Below are 19,935 nucleotides of genomic sequence, written 5' to 3' on the forward strand. Positions count from 1 at the left end.
TAAAGTTTCACTTTATATTATCGCTAAACTAAAAAAGGAACCCCGATTAGGTCCCTTTCATCATAGCTCTATGTTTTTCGAAGCCTGTTCCCTTTGCTTCTCTTCTTCTTTCACTACCTGCATATTTGCATAAGCTAAATTCGCAATCATTAAAAAGTGACCACCTAAAATGCCTGTACCGAATGCCCACATTTCCATTTCATGCTCAATTTCATACATAATGATAGCTCCTAATATGGCTGCTGCAAATCGATTTAAAATTCCTAATCCAGGAGCTTTTTCTTTCATTACGATACTTTTCCCGAGTTTCTCCACTCTGCGAGCTAATAACCAAAGGCAATATGCGCTTACAGCTAATCCGATACCAAATCCTGTTACTTGTTTTCCAAACGGAGTAATCGTCCACATAAGTAGTAAACCACTAAAGATCACATACAATTGTAATCGATATACACGTAAGGCTGTTTGAATCAAAATATCCGCTCCTAATTTTGCATTTTTTATATTTAGAAGAAAAGCAGCAACTTACACAGTTGCTGCTTTCTCTTCTTCTTGCTCTTGTTCCATCTTACGAATTTCAACGCGTTTAATTTGGTAAGCGTCTTTTTCTAACACTTTAAATTCATAACCTTCCGCCTCAACGTGTTGTCCTTCTTCAATTTCATGATTTTGCATCATGATCCATCCACCGATTGTATCCACATCATCTTCTTCAATGTGTAATCCAAATAAATCTTTCACTTCTGAGATAAGCACTTTTCCATCAACAATGATATGTTGCTCGTTCACATGTTGAATTGGTGGTGCTTCATCTTCATCATATTCATCACGAATTTCGCCGACGATTTCCTCCAAGATGTCCTCAAGCGTTACAATTCCAGCTGTTCCTCCGTACTCATCATATAAAACAGCCATCGGAATTCGCTTCTTCTGCATTTGAAGTAATAGATCGTGAATTGGAGTTGTTTCCATCACTTCAATAATCGGACGCATATACGAGCGAATAGATGATAAATCTTTTTGATCCTCGGTCATATATCGAATAAAGAAATCTTTTACATTGACCATACCGATAATATCATCTTTATCTTCTCCAAAAATCGGATAACGTGTGTATCGCTCATTTTGGATTACTTTCATGTGTTCTTCTACTGAATCTTCCAGATAGAAACCAACGATTTCTGTTCGCGGTACCATAATCTCTTTTGCAATACGATTATCAAATTCAAAAATGTTATTTACATACTTGTATTCAGCCTGATTAATTTCGCCACTTTCATAGCTATCTGAAAGGATAAGGCGTAATTCCTCTTCTGTATGAGCTACTTCATGTTCTGAAGCTGGTTTTAAACCGAATAAGCCAGTTACAACACGCGCTGAACTGTTCAATACCCAAATAAATGGATACATCACTTTATAGAACATCATTAATGGACCTGCCAATAATAACGTTACCCTTTCAGCCTTTTGAATTGCCATCGTCTTCGGAGCTAATTCCCCAACTACAACGTGTAAATACGTCATAATCATAAAAGCAAGACCAAATGTTAATACTGATGAAATAGAAGGATTTAAGTTCCATTTCTCAAATAACGGGTGTAATAACTTTTCGATTGTCGGTTCACCTAACCAACCTAGTCCCATAGCTGTAACTGTAATACCTAATTGACAAGCAGATAAATATTCATCTAAATTTGTTGTTACTTTTTTTGCTGCTAAAGCACCGCGTTTTCCTTCCGCAACAAGCTGATCAATGCGACTTGAACGTATTTTTACAATCGCAAACTCTGCTGCTACGAAAAATCCAGTAAATGCGATTAAAATCGCAACCATGACTAAATTAAATATTTCCAATGAATCCCCTTAGTTTAAAAAACTAAGGTGTCCACCTCCTGTATACTATAATGTTTTCTTATTTGTTTCTTAGAAAACATAGCCCGATACAAAAATTAAAGAGGTCGGATTTCACTTTTTCTATAATAATAGAGCAAGTGTCTGTATTAAAGCTGTCGTTTGACCAGATAAAGATTTCGATATTTTTTCACGTTGTGAATCAGTCAATCCATCTAAAAGCGGCTTTAACTCCGTTAACTCTGCTTCTAATCGATGAATATGGTCTGTCACTTCATTCACTTGTTTCGAAACGTGTTCATTGATACCGAGCAGCTTCTTCTTCTCCTCGATTTTCTCTTTAATCTCACAAAGCGGCATATGCATTTCTTTGCACTTCTCAATAAATTGTAATGTCTCAAATGCTGTTTCGTCGTAATAGCGATAATTAGATTGAGATCGCTCCGCTTTTAAGATACCTAGATTCGTATAATAATCAATCGTTCGTTTCGACACGTGAGCCATGAGAGCCAACTGTCCGATTCGATACACCTTCCCAACGATCTTCCCCCCTTGTTTATATTACTAACATCATACAATACATAAACTGTACAGTCAAACGTGACGGTTTACTATTCATAATTTATACACAATTCCGCACACATCTAAGTATGTAGTATATTCACACTCTATAACTCTATCTATATAGTTAGATTGCTGTTTTTCGATATACCGATACTAAAATAGGAAAATGGAATTCCCCGTTCCTTTCAACCTTTCTTACTGTAAAACATATGATAATAATAGTGAAATACAATCATTATTTATGCAATTGGAGGAGATTAAAATCACTAGGACAGTTATCTCTCACTTTTATAACGAGGAGTATTTATTACCATGGTGGCTTATGCATCATACAAAAATATTTGATCACGGTATATTAATTAATAGAGGTTCTACCGATCGTTCCGTTGAAATTTGTAAATTATTTGCCCCCAACTGGGAAGTACGAAATTCAAGATTCCTTGATTTTGACCCCACTAATACTGATATTGAGGTGATGGAAATCGAAAGAGAAGTTTCAGGTTGGAAGATGGTATTAAATACTACAGAATTTCTTTGTTGTAATAATGTAGAAGAATTTTTCTCTTCACTTCATACGCTAGGTCAAAATATGTATGCGATAAGAATGATTGTCATGATTGATAAGCATGATTACAATTATTCCAAATTAAGATATTCTATTCCATTAGTAGAGCAACGATACCATGGGCTTTTTCCTTATAAACCAGAAATCGGATGTGCCTGGAGATTTATACACAATCATCTTGATGGCGCATATTTACCTGGCAGACATTTTACTCGGCATCAACATATCGTTTATAACTCCCCTTCATTTATTGTTAAATTTTATTTTAGCCCTTGGAACGAACATGCAAAGGCAAGAAAATTACAAATAACACCTACCCTTTCAAAAAAGGGCATTCGAATGGGACTTCAAGCACATTATGGTCAATCCCCTGAGCAACTCGAAACTCGATTTTTAGAGCTTAGTAGCATAACACAAGATCTTCGTAACCACCCTGAGTATCAACAATTATTCCCAAAATTCAAACCTTAATATTTCTCATCCTATCATGTTCCACACATTTTTACGCACTTAGCTAAAAACTATACCATTTGTATTTCATATGAATACTGTATATATTATAAATTTTTATTTTAGGAGGAAAAAATGAAAGCTGTTATTCTTGCAGGTGGATATGGAACAAGGATTGGGGAAGAAACTCATTTAAAACCAAAACCTATGATTGAAATTGGGACAAAACCTATTCTATGGCACATTATGAGTTTGTATAGTTATTACGGCATTACGGAGTTTATTATTTGCTTAGGCTATAAAGGATGTGCAATTAAAGAATTCTTTCTAAATTACAACTTACACATGTCCGATTTTACGATACATTTAAGTGACAATACAATTACGAACCACTCTCATCGCATTGAACCATGGAAAGTTACATTAATTGATACTGGTCTAAATACAGACACAGGTGGACGAGTTAAAAAAATACAGCATTACGTCGGGGATGAACCTTTCTGCCTCACTTATGGCGATGGATTAAGTAATGTAAATATAAAAGAACTCATTGCATTTCATAAAAAACATGGAAAAATGGCAACTGTTACAGCCGTACAACCTCCTGGTAGATTCGGTTCTCTCGTATTAGATAAACAGTCTGTCACATCCTTTCAAGAGAAGCCACTCGGGGATGGCGGATGGGTTAACGGTGGATTTTTCGTTTTAAATCCTGATGTTTTCAATTACATTAGCGGAGATAAATCTGTTTTTGAAACAGAAACTTTAGTTCAGTTAGTAAACAAAAATGAACTAGCCGCATATCAACATTCTGGTTTTTGGCATCCGATGGATACATTGCGCGATAAAAATAAATTAGTCGAGCTATGGGAAAGTAATAACGCTCCGTGGAAGGTTTGGTAATATGGCTTCATCATCTTTTTGGAATAAGAAAAAAGTATTTATTACAGGGCATACTGGCTTTAAAGGCTCCTGGCTCACTCTTTTTTTAACTTCTTTAGGCGCAGAAGTAGTTGGCTATTCTTCTCATCCACCATCCATTCCAAACCTTTTTGAGCAAGGTAACGTAGCAAAAGAGTGCATAACAATTAAAGGCGACATTACAGATTACGATTCTTTATTACACGCCCTAAAACATCATAACCCTGACATACTATTTCATTTAGCTGCCCAGCCAATCGTCACCACTTCATACAAAGATCCTATCGAAACATTTAAAACGAATGTTTTAGGTACTGTTCACGTATTAGAAGCGGCAAAACAGATAGAAAGTATACGCAGCATTATTAATGTTACAAGTGATAAGTGCTATGAAAATGATGGGAGCGGTAACCGTGCATTCGTGGAAAGTGACCGATTAGGAGGTTTCGATCCTTATAGTGCGAGTAAAGCTTGTGCCGAACTAGTGGCAACTTCCTATCAAAACTCATTCTTCCGCACTAACACCCAGAATCTTGCCTCAGTAAGAGCAGGTAACGTTATCGGCGGCGGTGATTGGGCAAAAGACCGATTATTCCCAGATGTCATTCGTGCATATTTACAAGATGCTACGTTAAATATTAGAAACAAACACGCTATTCGCCCGTGGCAACACGTATTAGATCCTTTACACGGCTATATCCTTTTAGCCGAAAAACTTTGGCAAGACGCCGCTTATGCAGAAGCGTGGAATTTTGGCCCGATGAATGAATCTAACAGAACCGTTTATGAGGTCATTCAATCTATCATGAAATTATGGAATCAACCATTAACAGTCCTTTCTCCTCATACAAATACCCCGTATGAATCACCAATTTTAACACTCGATAGTACAAAAGCAGTAAATAAACTCGGTTGGACTCCTAAGTTATCAACAGATTACTCTATTGCTTGGACTGTTGATTGGTACAAAAAATATGCATCTGGTGAAAATATGGAGTCTTTCACGCGACAACAAATCGATGCATTCAAAAATTTATAAGGGGGCTATAAAATGGAACAGAAAAAATGCCGTTTTTGCCACTCATTACTCGCAAATACTTTTTTAGATTTAGGCGTTTCCCCTCTCGCTAACTCATTTGTCGCTCCAGAACACGCCTATAAAATGGAACCATTTTATCCGCTGCACACGTTTGTCTGTCCTTCTTGTTTACTCGTACAATTAGATGAATTTGAATCTCCTCACAATATTTTTCATGACTATTTATACTTCAGTTCTTACTCATCAAGCTGGCTACTACACGCTAAGCAATATGTAGAAATGGCAATTAAGCGTTTTAACTTAACAAACCATTCAAAAGTAATTGAAATCGCAAGTAACGACGGGTACTTATTACAATACTTTCAAAAAGAACATATCGAAACGTTAGGAATTGAACCAGCAAAAAATGTAGCAGAAATCGCTATCCAAAAAGGAATTCCTACTGAAGTGAATTTTTTCAGCAATGACTTAGCAAAAAAATTACCGCAAGCTGATTTAATCATCGCAAATAACGTATTGGCACACGTCCCGAACTTACATGATTTTATCGCTGGTTTAAAAACGTTATTAAAACAAGACGGAACAATAACAATTGAATTCCCTCACTTATTAAATCTCATATCCTTTAAACAGTTTGATACGATATACCATGAGCACTTCTCCTATTTCTCACTTATAAGTCTTCAAAAAGTTTTAGCCCATCATCATTTACAAATTGTCGATGTCGAAGAGCTTGCAACGCACGGTGGTTCCTTACGTATTTTTGTCAAACATCAAAGTGACAAATCCACTATCCATTCCAGTGTTACAAAATTAATCGAAAAAGAAGTAGATCACGGGCTAAATACATTAGATTGTTATCTCCTTTTTTCTAAACGCATCGAGCAATTGAAAATAAATATTTTAAAGTTTTTTATCGAAGCAAAAGCTTTAAACAAACAAATTATCGGTTACGGTGCGCCAGCTAAAGGAAACACCCTATTAAATTATTGCGGGATAGGAAAAGAATTTCTAGCTTATACAGTAGATAAAAACCCTCATAAACAAAATCTCCTTCTACCAGGAACCCGCATTCCAATAAAATCTCCAGAAGAAATTAAGCGTACAAAACCTGATTACATTCTCATTCTTCCTTGGAATTTGAAAGATGAAATTATGAAAGAATGCTCTTTCATTCGTGAATGGGGCGGCAAATTTTTAGTAACCATTCCAGAAGTTGAGGTAATTGAGCCATGAAAAAAATTCTTGTAACAGGCGGTAGTGGATGGATTGGTAAATATGTTGTAAATTCTCTTATACAAAAGGGCTATGAGGTGCACGCCACTTACAATACAAAGAAGCCTTCTCACATCCCTTGCCACTGGCATAAAGTAAACTTACTTTGTGATGAAGAAGTAAAAAAACTCATTTACGACATGAAGCCTAGTCATCTCATTCATTTAGCTTGGGAAGCAGTGCCGCCAGCTTGTTATGTATCTATCAATAATTACTATTGGCTTACGTCTAGTATCTCATTGATTCAACACTTCACAACATGCGGCGGAAAGCGAGTCGTTGTTGCCGGTACCGGCGCAGAGTATGAATGGTTTAACGGTGTACTATTTGAAGATTCACCGCTTCTTTCCTATAAAACACCGTATGCATTATGTAAAAACGCACTACACTCTTGGCTACAAACGTACGCTGAGCAAACAGGCCTCAACATGTGTTGGGGCCGCATTTTTCATATGTATGGTCCTCACGAACAAGGGAATCGGCTCGTTTCTAACATTATCACTTCCTTATTAAAAAACAAGGAAGCACTATGTACACATGGAAAACAATCAAGAGATTTCCTCCATGTGGGCGACGTCGCTGATGCTCTCGTAACAATATTAGAACACGACGTTACAGGCACAATCAATATCGCTTCTGGTCAATCTGTACAAATTAAAGAATTGGCATCTATCATTGCTAAAAAGATAGGAAAAGAACATTTAATTAAATTAGGTGCAATCCCCTTCTCTAAAGATGAACCTTTATTCGTCGGCGTTCATGTAGAGCGTTTAAAAAATGAAGTAAACTGGAAACCAACATACGATCTAAATACAGGAATCGAAGAAACAATTTCATGGTGGGAATCATTTATAAAAAAACATAACGATACGCATCACTAAAACGTAAATCCTTCGTCCCTCTTGCTAAATCTTTATACCATTCCTCTAATTTTTCAGGTGTAATAATATGATGCGTTCCCATTCCCCGATCCTTACTAGCTTCAGAAAGAGTCGGACCAATTTGTAATTTTCGTTTTCTCATTGCATCGGTCCATGGACTAAATCCAAACCATAATATACAAGCAAGAGGCGGATAAATCATAGATTCACGCGCAGATAAATGTCTTCCAACCGTGTAACTTCCGTGTTCATGATTATGAATAAATCTACCTCTTCTCCATAACGGCCAATCTTCTGGTAAATAACCGTGAAATCGCTGTTTCATTAAAGGCATCCCGAAGTTAAGGGCCGGATAATTGTAGTTAGGATCATCAACCATAATAATGCCTTCCAGCCAATACATCCTCCCTCCCAATTCATTTAGTGATTTCCAAAACTGATTTTTATCTTGCACACAAAGAAACTCAGTCGTATTTAAAATCATTTTCCATCCCTTTACTTCTTGCTCCACCCTCATCACTTCATGATCTGTCGCTAACGCATCAAACTCTGGATTTGTAGAATCTCGTACTTCCCAGTGCGGCGCGAACTTTTTACAAATTTCAACCGAACGATCTGTTGAACCTTTATTAATTAAAATACCATGATCAAAAAGTTTCGTATGATGCATAAGCCACCACGGTAATAAATACTCTTCGTTATAAAAATGAGAAATAACGGTTGTAGTTATAATAATCTCCTCTTTCTCTATTAATCTATTTTTCACCCTCCAACCAATATACTCATAAACCAAAAATATGTTTCCTATATTAATAACCAAATAGTATTACTAATATTTTTGTAAGTTTTCCTTCGGTATCCAGCCATCCTCACCACCTGTTTTTTCACACCAAATCCATCCATTCAATTCTTCTAATCCAATCAATTTTTCTCCAATACTTACATTTAATTCTTTGGCAGTATATTGTTTCGTAATGATTCCTACATCCGTTGTATTTTTCATTATAATTTGCTCCGGAACCCAACCTTTTCGGTTATACTTCTCTTCATGACAAAACATCCAGTTATCCCAGTTTTCAGGACCAGTGTAACTTTCTATCATTTTCACTACATCCCCCTCTTCTAAAAAAATTGGATTCGGATAATTGCTAACATGTGATTTTATAACAATATATTTCATAACACCCTCCAATAAACTGAAAATTAAGTTATAATGTCATTATAACTTAAGAAGGAGGAATGGACTCATGTACTACAACACTCCATTCGAAAACGATCAACCTGTAGGCCGTCTTTAAACTAAGGCGGGCATTCATATAACACATAACACTATGCCTCGTCTTAGGGAACTCATAAAACCCTAAAAATAGACGGAGGTACTTTACATGAAACAAACAATTTTAGGAGCTATATGTTTATCACTAGCAGCTAGTATATGGGGCGGTATGTATGTTGTTAGTAAATATGTACTTGACTTTATCTCACCGCTGACACTCGTTTGGCTACGCTTTATCATTGCTTTTGTTGTTTTATATGCAATTTTGAAAATAGCTGAGAAAAAGCAAGAGAAAAAAGTAACCATTCTTAAAAAAGATTGGCTCCTCTTCGCCTGGATTGGATTTATCGGATACTTCATTTCGATTACTTGTCAATTTATCGGAACAAAATTATCCGACGCTCATACAGGCTCTTTAGTCACATCAGCTACACCTGCATTTATGGTTATATTTGCAGCGATCATTTTAAAAGAAAAGCTAACCGCTCGTAGACTTCTATCTACTATCATAGCGACAATCGGTGTCATTATCGTCATTGGATGGGATATTGAAATTGGCTCCTATTTTATCGGTACAATCATATTAGTTGGGGCCGCTATTACGTGGGCTTTACTATCTATTTATGTGAAGATTGCTTCAGCTCGATTTTCATCTTTAGTGATTACAACATACGCCATATTCTTTTCACTCTTTTTCATTACACCTTTTATGCTATGGGAACTACAATCAACCTCTATCGAAACAGTAAATACGTACGTAATATTAGGCGTAGTATATTTAGGAGTCGTCTCAACAGCAGGTGCCTTTTTCCTTTGGAATAAAGGATTAGAATTAATGGACGCAAGCATTGGTTCCTTATTTTTCTTCTTCCAACCTATCGTCGGATCGTTGCTTGGTTGGTTACTATTAAACGAAACATTGAGCAGCAACTTTTTTATTGGTGGTATTCTTATTATATGTAGTGTTTTTATTACTACTTTTGAAAAGAAATGAAAAACAGGCAGAGACTAAGAATCTCTGCCTGTTCTACATTCTTTACGCACTCCAATGCGATGGACGGGATAACATTTTCGGTAATTTCGTATGCTTATCCCCTTTCGCTGCGTTAATTTGAACTTGCGTCAGAAAAATACTATTTGTAAAATCAGCCCCGCGAATATCTGCATCTCGTAAATCTGCTCCGATAAGATCTGCCCCTCTTAAATTTGCTCCATTTAAGTTAGCCGCAATTAAGTAAGCACCCCTTAAATTCGCTCCTTGCAAATCTTTCTTCTTCAAATTTGCCCCCATAAGGTCTGCTCCGCGGTGGCTCATTCGCTTCTTACGCGCGACATTCATTTCCTTCCAAACTAGCTCACTCGTTTCTAAAAGTAACACATTTACTTCCGCACGGTGTAATGGAATATTTACTTTCATTAACTCGTCCGCATTTAAATTTGAAAGACGCTCCGTCTCTTCAATCGCTTTACTTAGCTCTTTATGAATTGGCCGCGTCGCCTGTAAAAGAATCGCCTCATTCAAATACCAAAGCATTTCATGCAGCTGATGCATAACTGGAAAAGCATCGTACATTTTTCTCGCATGCTTAGCATCTTTCCGCCAATCAATCCCGTTGAATGTAACTTGCGAAATCTTCTGTCCAGCGCCGAAACACTCAAATACTGTGCAACCTTTATAACCTTTTCCTCTAAGATTTTTATGTATGCTACATTTATAATCTGATTGTAAGTTAGAACATGGTTTCCCGCCATCTTTATTCACTGCAAAATCTACCGATGCTGCGAATGGTAACGCCACGCAACATAAACCGAAGCATTTTTCGCAGTTTGCTTTTAAATGATCGTTATGATTAGTCAAAATATATACCCCCTGTTGTCTTTTGACTATTTCATAATATTCCAACCTTATTAAATAATCAATTTAAAAATAAACGAGCTTCTTTCATTTCAAATCATAACTCTATCATTCTATTTCCTTTCAATTGAAAAGGACAACTTCTGTCCGATGAATTATAATTAAATTACAAATATTCCAACTAAAAGGAGACTTACTATGGCACTCGAAATGAAAACAAACTGTCAAATTTGCGATCAATCTCTCGAACCAAACTCTGAAGCTTACATTTGCGTGTATGAATGTACATTTTGTGCACCGTGTACAGAAGTAAGAGGAAACGTTTGCCCAAACTGCGGTGGCGAATTAGTACGTAGACCTAAGAAAAAACAGTAAAAAGCAAAGCGATATCGCTTTGCTTTTCTCTGTTTTTGAGGATTTGAAATTATATCAACGATTTTTCAAATATATCGAGCACAACTTCAATTATATCAACGATTATTTTAATATATCGACGTTTCGACAAGGAATATCGATTTACCGACAAACATCGACACCGCTATATGCATTGAACTTCAACTCAAGTTAAACGTTCAAAAACTTCACACAAACAGGCTCTGGCACAACAACATCAGATTGTAACAGTGCTAACTTCCCTGTCGTTTCATTTCTTGCAAATAGCACAAGGTTATGTGACTTTTCATTTGTCGCAATAAGAAACTTTTCAGTCGGATCTAACACGAAGTCCCTCGGCCAATTTCCTTCTGTAGATGTGTGTGCAACAAATGTAAGCTCACCTGAGTTTTCATCCACACTGAAAACAGCGATACTATTATGACCGCGATTACCTGCATATACAAAGCGGCCATCAGAAGAAATATGAATCGCACTTCCTTGACTGTTGTCATCAAATTCTTTTGGAATGGTAGAAATATACTGCAACTCTGTAAAAGATCCTGCTTCCGGATTATATGATAATGCAATAACTTCCGAGCTAAGTTCAGTCATGACATAAGCATGCTTTCCATTCGGGTGGAAAGCAATATGTCTCGGACCACTTCCTGGGTTTACAGACAAACTATTTACTTCTTTTAACTCACTATCTTTTATTTCATACGTAAGTATTTTATCAATCCCTAAATCAATACCAACCACATATTTTTCATCTGGAGTATATCCCGCGTAATGTGCATGTGGTTTTTCTTGTCTTTCTTTATTCGGACCTGAACCTTCATGTGCCATAATAGATGTGGCAGGATTTACAGTTCCATCTTCTTCATTAACTACAAAAGACTCAATCGTTCCTTTATGGTAATTCGCTGTAACCACCGTACGATTTCCACTATCAACACTAATATGACAAGGAGAAGCCCCTTCTACTACTTGTCTATTTCGTTCCGTTAGCTCTCCAGTATGACTATGAATCGAATAAGCAGCTACACCACCAGATTCGCCTTCTTTAACAACAGAATAGAGATATTCATTATTTTTGCTAATCGTTACATATGTAGGGTTATCCAGCTTAGCCGCACGCGTTACATTACTAATTTTTTTTGCTTCTGTGTCTAAAGTAAACTTATATATTCCTTCACTATTTTCTTTCGTGTACGTTCCAACATATCCAATAAACTCTTTGTTATCCGTCATTTTCATAAACCTCTCTCCCTATATTTTTCGTTCATCATACTTCTTAACATATTTTATGTTGAAAGAGTATCCTAAAAAATTGGAGTACTTCTTTATACGTTACCATATTTCTCTGCTAAATAGCCTTTAAACCCACTTTTTTTGATACGCTGCTATACTTTCATATTCTTCTTCCAATTGACGGGACAGACGAATATAGATTGGTGTTAAATCTTTATATTTTTCCACACTTTCCATGTTTGGTTCATGGTGGAAATTCGCACCTACCATTTCAGATACTACGCATAATGTATCTATTTCACCTAGACTATATAAACCGAGGATTGCAGCTCCTAAGCAAGAGCTTTCGAAACTTTCCGGAACATATACGTCTTGATGAAAAATATCCGCCATCATCTGTCTCCAAAGTTCCGATCTTGCAAAACCGCCTGTCGCTTGAATTTTTTTCGGTTCGCCAATTAGTTCTTTTAAAGCGAGCAGAACGGTATATAAATTATAAATTACCCCTTCTAAAACAGCACGGATAAGATGTTCTTTCTTATGATGCAATCCAAGCCCGAAGAAAGATCCTCGTGCATTTGCATTCCATAAAGGAGCTCTTTCTCCTGCTAAATACGGATGAAATAATAAACCGTCAGATCCCGGATTCACTTGTGCTGCTATTTCAGTAAGCACTTCATATGGATCTTTTCCTAAACGCTTCGCAAGCTCAATCTCTGCAGTGCCTAATTGATCACGAGCCCACCTGAAAATCATACCACCGTTATTAACTGGTCCACCAATTACCCAATGGTCTTCAGTTAAGGCGTAACAAAAAATTCTACCTTTCGGATCTGTTACAGGACGATTTGTTACAGCACGTATCGCACCACTTGTACCAATTGTAACAGCCACAACACCAGGATCGATTGCATTTACACCTAAATTTGATAGGACTCCGTCACTCGCTCCAACTATAAAAGGAGTAGAAACAAGTACATTCATCTCATTTGCAAGTTCTTCATCTAATCCTATTAAGCTGTACGTCGTTGGAACAACTTTAGAAAGCTTTTCATCTGTAATTCCCGCTACATGTAAAGCCTCTTCATCCCATTTTAAAGATTTCAAATTAAACATGCCTGTTGCTGATGCTATAGAGTAATCAATTACATACTCCTTATATAACTTATAAAAAACATACTCTTTAATAGAAATAAATTTATAACTTTTTGCGAACAATTCTGCCTGCTCATTCTGTAACCAAACTAATTTTGAAAGTGGTGACATCGGATGAATTGGTGTTCCAGTACGCAAATAAATTTCATGACCATTCATATCACTCTTTATTTTCTCCGCCCAGCTTGCACTTCTATTATCTGCCCAAGTGATACATCTCGTTAACGGTTTTCCCTTCTCATCTACAGCAATGATACTATGCATTGCCGAACTAAAAGAAACACAAAGAATATCATTCGGCTGTACACTACTTGATCGTACAGTTTCTTTAATCGTATTTATTACTGCACGAAAAATTTCTTCTGGATCTTGTTCTGCTGTTTCAGGCGTAGGAGAATATAAAGGATATTCAATTCCATGACTTGCAATAACAGATCCATCAGTAGAAAATAGAACTGATTTTGTACTAGTTGTCCCAATGTCTACACCAATCATATATTTTGAGCTCACCATTTCTTCCTCCTAACAAAAATCACTACAGTATCCCACCATAAAAACATCCTTATTTTAAACAAACATATCAAGTAGTAAAACTCCTCCAAAAGCAATAAATGAAAGCAATGTTTCTAATACCGTCCATGTTTTAAATGTTTCTTTCACTGTTAACCCTAGGTATTCTTTTACCATCCAAAAACCAGCATCGTTTACGTGTGAAAACATGAGTGCTCCTGCACCTGTTGCAATAACGAGCAACTCTAAATTTACACCTGTCGTATTTTCAACGATCGGAGAGACAATGCCCGCTGCTGTTGTTAAGGCGACTGTCGCTGACCCTGTCGCAATTCGAATTAATCCCGCTACCATAAATGCTAATACAATTGGAGATAGAGCTAAATGCTCAGACATTTGAGCAATAGCATTGCCTACACCACTATCAATAAGAATTTGCTTAAATCCGCCACCAGCACCAATAATCGCAACAATTGAACCGATTGGTAATAAGCTATCTTCTGTTACCTTCTTAATAGCCTTTTTATCGATACCTTGACGAAATCCAAGAAAATAGAACGCTGAAAAACATGCAATCAATAGCGCAATGATAGGACTACCGATTAATTTGACAATCTTCATCAAAGTAGTAGAAAGTGGAACATAAGGAGCTGCCGCTGCTAAAACCATTAACATAACAGGTAACAATATAACTAAAAATGAAACTCCTATTCCTGGTAATTTCGTTGATTTTGTATTTACACGAATCAATTCTGGCTCATTTTCAGGCATTACACGTTTGTGAATCCATTTAGCGAATATAGGACCAGCCATAATCGCTGCAAAAAATGTAATAATGAGTGAATACATTAGTACCTTTCCAAGGTTCGCTTTATAAATACCAATTGCAACGATTGCTCCTGGATGCGGAGGAACAAGGCCGTGTACGACAGATAGCCCAGCGATTGCTGGTAACGCTATCAATAAAATATTTTGTTTCGTAGTTTTATGAATTGAAATTACTAACGGCAACAATATTAAAATACCTACTTCAAAAAACACTGGAATTCCAATAATAAAACCTGCAATTAACATCGCCCATGGTAAATTTTTTATTCCAAAGGATTTAATAAAGAACTCTGCCACCTGCATTCCAGCACCTGACTCTGCCATCATTTTCCCTAAAATTGTACCTAATACTAAAATACCTACTAAATGCCCAAGAACACTTCCGACTCCCGTTTCATAAGCACTCACTATTTTATCCATTGGCATTCCAGACATAATTGCTAAAAACAAACTTGCAATCGTTAAGCTAATAAATGCATGCCATCTCCACCACGATACCCCTAAAATAACAATTACAATTGATAATAGTGTAATCATTAAAAGGTACATATTCATACTCAATCCCCCCTTCATGTAAACCTTTTCAAAATTCTATATAATTAAAGAACCTATATAGTTCTTTCTTGAGTAAGAATATATATATCAATATACAAATCATCTTCACAAAATAATAATGTATACAAAAAGAATCTCCCTTATCAGAGATACATGTTAACTACTCTCTCTAATAAGGGGATTTCTTTTTCATAATTATAATGTTATTGTGATAAACGCTTCACGTGAGCAAATTTTCCTTCTTTAAAAGTGAATGATACTTTCTTCTCTTGCTGTTTTCACGTAGTAAGACTACAAATTCAGGATCCAGTTTAAGCGATGAAGTTACTTAGCATTTGTCCTCTCATGAAAAGCAACTTTTGGAAAGCCCCTTCACTTTCATGCATTATAATTTAGGCGCTTTCGCCCAATCCGCAGCAAACTTTTCAATACCTTGATCTGTTAGTGGATGCATAGCAAGTTGTTCAATGACTTTATAAGGAATTGTAGCAATATGCGCACCTGCCATTGCTACACGAGTGACATGATCTGGATGTCTAACAGAAGCCGCAATAATTTGTGTATCTAATTGATGAACATCGAATAATTCAGCAATTTTAGCAACTAATAATACGCCATCTTCAGAAATATCATCTAAGCGACCTAAAAATGGAGAAACATACGTTGCACCTGCTCGAGCAGCTAAAAGAGCTTGGTTCACAGTGAAAATAAGAGTAACGTTCGTTTTCACACCTTTTTCAGTAAGATAGCGACAAGCTTCTAATCCCGCTAGCGTCATCGGAAGTTTTATTGTAACTTTCTCATCGCCGCCGTTAATCTTCATCAACTCTTCTGCTTGAGCAATCATTTCTTCAGCCGTCACAGCATCTGGCGTTACTTCTGCCGAAACAGATTCAACTTTCGGCACTGCCTGACAAATTTCTGCAATACGGTCTTCAAACTTAATGCCCTCTTTTGCTACTAAAGAAGGATTCGTTGTAACACCAGCTAAAACTCCAAGTTTATATGCTTTTTTTATGTCCTCAAGATTTGCAGTATCAATAAAAAACTTCATGATCTATTCCCTCCATTTTTTAAACGTCAATGAGTTAAATTTTTAAGATGTTTATTTCTTTTCTACTGCATGTCCGCCAAATTCATTACGCAGAGCTGCTACTACTTTTCCTGTAAATGTATCATTGTCTAATGAGCGGTAGCGCATTAATAGAGACATTGCGATAACAGGAGTTGCTGTTTGAAGGTCTAATGCTGTTTCTACTGTCCATTTCCCTTCACCAGAAGAATGCATAACACCCTTAATTTCATCTAATTTTGCATCTTTAGAAAATGCATTTTCTGTTAATTCCATTAACCAAGAGCGAATGACTGAACCGTTGTTCCATACTCTTGATACTTTTTCATAATCGTAGTCAAATTCACTTTTCTCTAGAATCTCAAATCCTTCACCGATAGCAGCCATCATGCCGTATTCAATTCCGTTGTGAACCATTTTTAAGAAGTGACCACTACCAGCTTTTCCAGCATATAAGTATCCATTTTCTACAGCAGTATCACGGAAGATAGGTTCAACGATATCCCAAGCTTCTTGATCTCCTCCGATCATGTAACAAGCACCATTACGAGCGCCTTCCATTCCGCCAGAAGTTCCTGCATCCATAAAGTGAATGCCATCTTCCTTTAGTTGCTCATATCGTTGAATAGACTCTTTATAATGTGAATTCCCCGCTTCAATTAAAATATCTCCTTTTGAAAGCAATGGTGTAACTTCATCAATAACAGAATCAACGACAGCATGCGGAACCATTACCCAAAGAATTCTTGGTGATTGTAATGATTGAACGAGTTCACTTAAACTAGATACGCCTGTAGCTCCGTACTCTTTCATTTCTTCCACTGCACTCGCATTTAAATCAAATGCAGCTACTTCATGTTTATGATCCATTAAATTCTTCCCTAAATTTAATCCCATTTTACCTAAACCAATTAATCCAACTCTCATAATATAATTCCTCCTTGAATTACCTTTCATCATACATACATGTTAATAAAATGATGAATATCTTTTTGTCATATTGCTTTACTTATAAGAATGTACTTATTTTTTCAACCCTTCATCTAGCCACCATTTAAATTCACTTTCTTGTAACAGAGCATGAGCAGCATCCGGACCATACGAGCCAGACTCATATTCATGAAGAGGTAACAAGTTCTCTTCGAACGCTTCAAGGATTGGTTGCACCCACTCCCATGACAATTCAACTTCTCTCCAGTGTGCAAAGAATGTAGAATCTCCACATACAGCATCATAGATAAGTCTTTCGTAAGCTTCCGGTACTCCCACTCCTGTTTGCTCACAAGTAAAATGAATACGGATCGGTTCAAGCTCTCCATTGTTCAATGGATTTTTACTATTTAATTGGAGTGAAACATTTTCATTTGGGCTAATTTCAATAATTAACAAATTAGGCGCTGCATTTGGATTACTATCTTGATACTGCTGTTTTAATGTATTTTTAAACTCAATTACAATACGAGTAGACTTTTCTTTCATTCTTTTTCCTGTTCGTATGTAAAAAGGAACATCCGTCCAAAATGGATTATCAATCCATAAGCGAGCCGCAACAAATGTATCTGTTTGAGAAGAAGGGTTTACTCCCGGCTCCTCTCTATACGCTACAACTTGTTGTCCTTTTATCTCCCCTGAAGCATATTGTCCGCGAATGATATGATTCTGAACGTCTTCTTTTTTCACTTTACGAAGAGTCTCCATGACCTTTCGTTTTTCCTCACGAATTTCACATGCATTAATCTTTTCCGGCAGATTCATAGCAGTCATCATTAATATTTGCAGCATATGATTTTGAACCATATCACGAATGGCTCCTGCATGATCATAATATCCTGCCCTTTCTTCTACACCAACCGTTTCACTAGCTGTAATTTGTACATTCGCAATATGTTCTTTATTCCAAATTGATTGGAGAACAGGGTTTGCAAATTCAAGCGCCTCAATATTTTGAACCATCGGCTTACCTAAATAATGATCAATACGGTATATTTCGTCTTCTTCAAACGTTCGGCTAAGCTTATCATTCAGCTCTCGGGCAGATGTAAGATCATGACCAAACGGTTTCTCAATCATTAGGCGCTTCCATCCATCCGTTTTATCAAGTCCACTTTCCTTAATATTTAAAGCAATGGTCTCAAAGAAGTCTGGAGTAACTGAAAGGTAGAACATTCTATTCCCTTGTATATTTTGTTCTTCTTCCCTTTCACGAACTACTTGTAATAACTTTTTATAGTCTTCTGGCTTATTCACATCTAACGGACAATAACGAAAATACTCTAAAAAATCTTCTATTTTCGGAGTACCTTCATCTTTGCGACGAGAAAAAGTTTCTATTGATTCTTTTACTCTTTTTTGAAAATCTAAATGAGATACTTCACGTCTTCCAAGCCCAATAACGGACATTTGCTTTGGAAGCTTTTGATCTCTATATAAGTTATATAGCGCAGGGTAAATTTTCCTTTTAGCTAAATCCCCTGTTGCTCCAAATAAAACAAAGGTCATTGATTCCAATTTCAGTCCCCCTCGTGATGTATAATCATTGTCACTATAGTAAAATGCATTGTACAGAAGCTACTATTATTGTTGATTCACTCTTACTTCTTAACTTCTCATTTTTTATATTTGTCGCTTTCTCATTGTCCCCAATATTAATAGTGACAATTCAAAGCATTTTTAACACATCCTATTTATTTACTATAACTTATATAAAATAACTTAATTATTAAAAGTAATTAAGTTATTTTATGTCTATCATATTAACTACATGGATTATAATCGTCAAGAAAAGTGTCTCGAATTAAAGATTTTTCATTCGTAATATTTTTTGTGTGCTTGTCTATTTATTAGAAACAGGTTTATAACATGAATAATAAAAAGGCAAAACCGAACATATCCTTGTTCGATTTTGCCTTTTTATTATTGCTTCAAATGATTTTTAACGGCCCTTATCACCAATTCATGATCTTCTTCTGGTGGTAATCCTGAAACTGTTATCATTCCAATGACCCCTACGTCTTTTATTTGGACAGGAAAACATCCACCAAACGCAGCATAATCCGACCTATCTAAAAGATACTTTTCATTATATGGAACGCCAGTGATTTCACTTTGTATTTGCATATAATACGAGCTATGATTATGCAGAGAAACAACTCTTTTTTTACGCTCAATCCATTGTGTATTTTCCTCAGTTGTCCCTGTCATCTTAAAATGAAATAGTTGCACACCATTTTTCGCTATATCAACAGCAATTAATTTCCCTTCCTTTTTCGCTGTTTCAACGATAAATAAACCTATTTGCAGTGCATCTTCATTTGTAAAAGAGGAAAATTGAAGTGTTTCCTCCTCTATTAAAATTTGTTTACTGATTTCATTCAAATTTGAAGTACTCATATCTTTATCCCCCTTACTCACTTTATGCCGCATTGATATTTTTAAAATCAATATATCTCATACCGTAAAGCGTATTCTTTTCTTCCTGGTGCTATTATGAATTATATTTAACGCACTAAAAA

The 19,935-nt window shown here is 36.2% G+C and carries 20 protein-coding genes; 7 read left to right on the plus strand and 13 right to left on the minus strand.

Features of this window, described 5'->3' with window-relative positions; all coding sequences use genetic code 11:
• Window positions 1-60: 60 nt before the first annotated feature.
• From COL05_RS28645 to COL05_RS28655, 3 genes are all read right to left on the minus strand, one after another.
• Complete coding sequence (locus COL05_RS28645; protein ID WP_098671054.1) at window positions 61-474, minus strand: ATP synthase subunit I; 414 nt, start codon at window positions 472-474, stop codon at window positions 61-63.
• Between the two features lie 51 nt (window positions 475-525).
• Window positions 526-1,854 (minus strand): hemolysin family protein, encoded by a 1,329-nt coding sequence (locus COL05_RS28650; protein WP_098671055.1) that lies wholly within the window; start codon window positions 1,852-1,854, stop codon window positions 526-528.
• 120 nt (window positions 1,855-1,974) lie between these two features.
• A complete protein-coding gene (locus COL05_RS28655) occupies window positions 1,975-2,382 on the minus strand; it encodes a MerR family transcriptional regulator (RefSeq protein ID WP_000285637.1) in 408 nt (135 codons plus the stop codon).
• Between the two features lie 274 nt (window positions 2,383-2,656).
• On the opposite strand from COL05_RS28655, the gene COL05_RS28660 reads away from it, so the two are divergent.
• The 5 genes from COL05_RS28660 to COL05_RS28680 all read left to right on the plus strand — a co-directional run bounded on the left by COL05_RS28660 (window position 2,657) and on the right by COL05_RS28680 (window position 7,546).
• A complete protein-coding gene (locus tag COL05_RS28660; protein WP_142337714.1) occupies window positions 2,657-3,451 on the plus strand; it encodes a glycosyltransferase family 2 protein in 795 nt (264 codons plus the stop codon).
• A 114-nt stretch (window positions 3,452-3,565) separates the two neighbouring features.
• A complete protein-coding gene (rfbF, locus tag COL05_RS28665; protein WP_098671056.1) occupies window positions 3,566-4,333 on the plus strand; it encodes a glucose-1-phosphate cytidylyltransferase in 768 nt (255 codons plus the stop codon).
• 1 nt (window position 4,334) lies between these two features.
• Window positions 4,335-5,390, plus strand: a complete 1,056-nt coding sequence (gene rfbG / locus COL05_RS28670; RefSeq protein WP_098671057.1) for a CDP-glucose 4,6-dehydratase — start codon at window positions 4,335-4,337, stop codon at window positions 5,388-5,390.
• A 12-nt stretch (window positions 5,391-5,402) separates the two neighbouring features.
• A complete protein-coding gene (locus COL05_RS28675; protein WP_098671058.1) occupies window positions 5,403-6,626 on the plus strand; it encodes a class I SAM-dependent methyltransferase in 1,224 nt (407 codons plus the stop codon).
• Window positions 6,623-7,546 (plus strand): NAD-dependent epimerase/dehydratase family protein, encoded by a 924-nt coding sequence (locus tag COL05_RS28680; protein WP_142337710.1) that lies wholly within the window; start codon window positions 6,623-6,625, stop codon window positions 7,544-7,546. Before COL05_RS28675 ends, COL05_RS28680 begins: the two co-directional genes overlap by 4 nt.
• Here COL05_RS28680 and COL05_RS28685 read toward each other — a convergent pair.
• Window positions 7,515-8,312 (minus strand): glycosyltransferase family 2 protein, encoded by a 798-nt coding sequence (locus COL05_RS28685; RefSeq protein ID WP_098671089.1) that lies wholly within the window; start codon window positions 8,310-8,312, stop codon window positions 7,515-7,517. The genes COL05_RS28680 and COL05_RS28685 overlap by 32 nt on opposite strands.
• A gap of 63 nt (window positions 8,313-8,375) precedes the next feature.
• Window positions 8,376-8,726, minus strand: a complete 351-nt coding sequence (locus tag COL05_RS28690) for an SH3 domain-containing protein (protein WP_098671059.1) — start codon at window positions 8,724-8,726, stop codon at window positions 8,376-8,378.
• Window positions 8,727-8,931: 205 nt separating this feature from the next.
• On the opposite strand from COL05_RS28690, the gene COL05_RS28695 reads away from it, so the two are divergent.
• Window positions 8,932-9,816 (plus strand): DMT family transporter, encoded by an 885-nt coding sequence (locus tag COL05_RS28695; protein ID WP_098671060.1) that lies wholly within the window; start codon window positions 8,932-8,934, stop codon window positions 9,814-9,816.
• Window positions 9,817-9,858: 42 nt separating this feature from the next.
• Here COL05_RS28695 and COL05_RS28700 read toward each other — a convergent pair whose 3' ends face one another.
• Window positions 9,859-10,680 carry a pentapeptide repeat-containing protein gene (locus COL05_RS28700; RefSeq protein WP_098671061.1) on the minus strand — a complete coding sequence of 274 codons (822 nt, stop codon included), beginning with the start codon at window positions 10,678-10,680 and terminating at the stop codon, window positions 9,859-9,861.
• A 195-nt stretch (window positions 10,681-10,875) separates the two neighbouring features.
• Here COL05_RS28700 and COL05_RS28705 point away from each other — a divergent pair, with 195 nt between their 5' ends.
• Entirely contained in the window at window positions 10,876-11,052 is a 177-nt protein-coding gene (locus COL05_RS28705) for a DUF1272 domain-containing protein (RefSeq protein WP_098671062.1), read from the plus strand.
• A gap of 189 nt (window positions 11,053-11,241) precedes the next feature.
• On the opposite strand, the gene COL05_RS28710 is transcribed toward COL05_RS28705, so the two are convergent.
• The 7 genes from COL05_RS28710 to COL05_RS28740 form a co-directional block, all read right to left on the minus strand.
• A complete protein-coding gene (locus COL05_RS28710) occupies window positions 11,242-12,303 on the minus strand; it encodes a lactonase family protein (RefSeq protein WP_483861173.1) in 1,062 nt (353 codons plus the stop codon).
• Between the two features lie 126 nt (window positions 12,304-12,429).
• Entirely contained in the window at window positions 12,430-13,971 is a 1,542-nt protein-coding gene (gene gntK / locus COL05_RS28715) for a gluconokinase (RefSeq protein ID WP_098671064.1), read from the minus strand.
• Between the two features lie 54 nt (window positions 13,972-14,025).
• Window positions 14,026-15,351 (minus strand): gluconate permease GntP, encoded by a 1,326-nt coding sequence (gene gntP, locus COL05_RS28720; protein WP_098671065.1) that lies wholly within the window; start codon window positions 15,349-15,351, stop codon window positions 14,026-14,028.
• Between the two features lie 385 nt (window positions 15,352-15,736).
• Entirely contained in the window at window positions 15,737-16,405 is a 669-nt protein-coding gene (gene fsa, locus COL05_RS28725; protein ID WP_098671066.1) for a fructose-6-phosphate aldolase, read from the minus strand.
• A gap of 51 nt (window positions 16,406-16,456) precedes the next feature.
• Complete coding sequence (gnd, locus tag COL05_RS28730; protein WP_098671067.1) at window positions 16,457-17,350, minus strand: phosphogluconate dehydrogenase (NAD(+)-dependent, decarboxylating); 894 nt, start codon at window positions 17,348-17,350, stop codon at window positions 16,457-16,459.
• A 96-nt stretch (window positions 17,351-17,446) separates the two neighbouring features.
• The gene (gene zwf, locus COL05_RS28735) at window positions 17,447-18,931 is read right to left on the minus strand and encodes a glucose-6-phosphate dehydrogenase (protein ID WP_098671068.1); all 1,485 of its coding nucleotides are present in this window, start codon (window positions 18,929-18,931) and stop codon (window positions 17,447-17,449) included.
• A 405-nt stretch (window positions 18,932-19,336) separates the two neighbouring features.
• Entirely contained in the window at window positions 19,337-19,846 is a 510-nt protein-coding gene (locus tag COL05_RS28740) for a heme-degrading domain-containing protein (protein ID WP_180233488.1), read from the minus strand.
• Window positions 19,847-19,935 lie beyond the last annotated feature (89 nt).

The organism is Bacillus sp. AFS059628 (assembly GCF_002571225.1).
Classification (GTDB): Bacteria; Bacillota; Bacilli; order Bacillales; family Bacillaceae_G; genus Bacillus_A.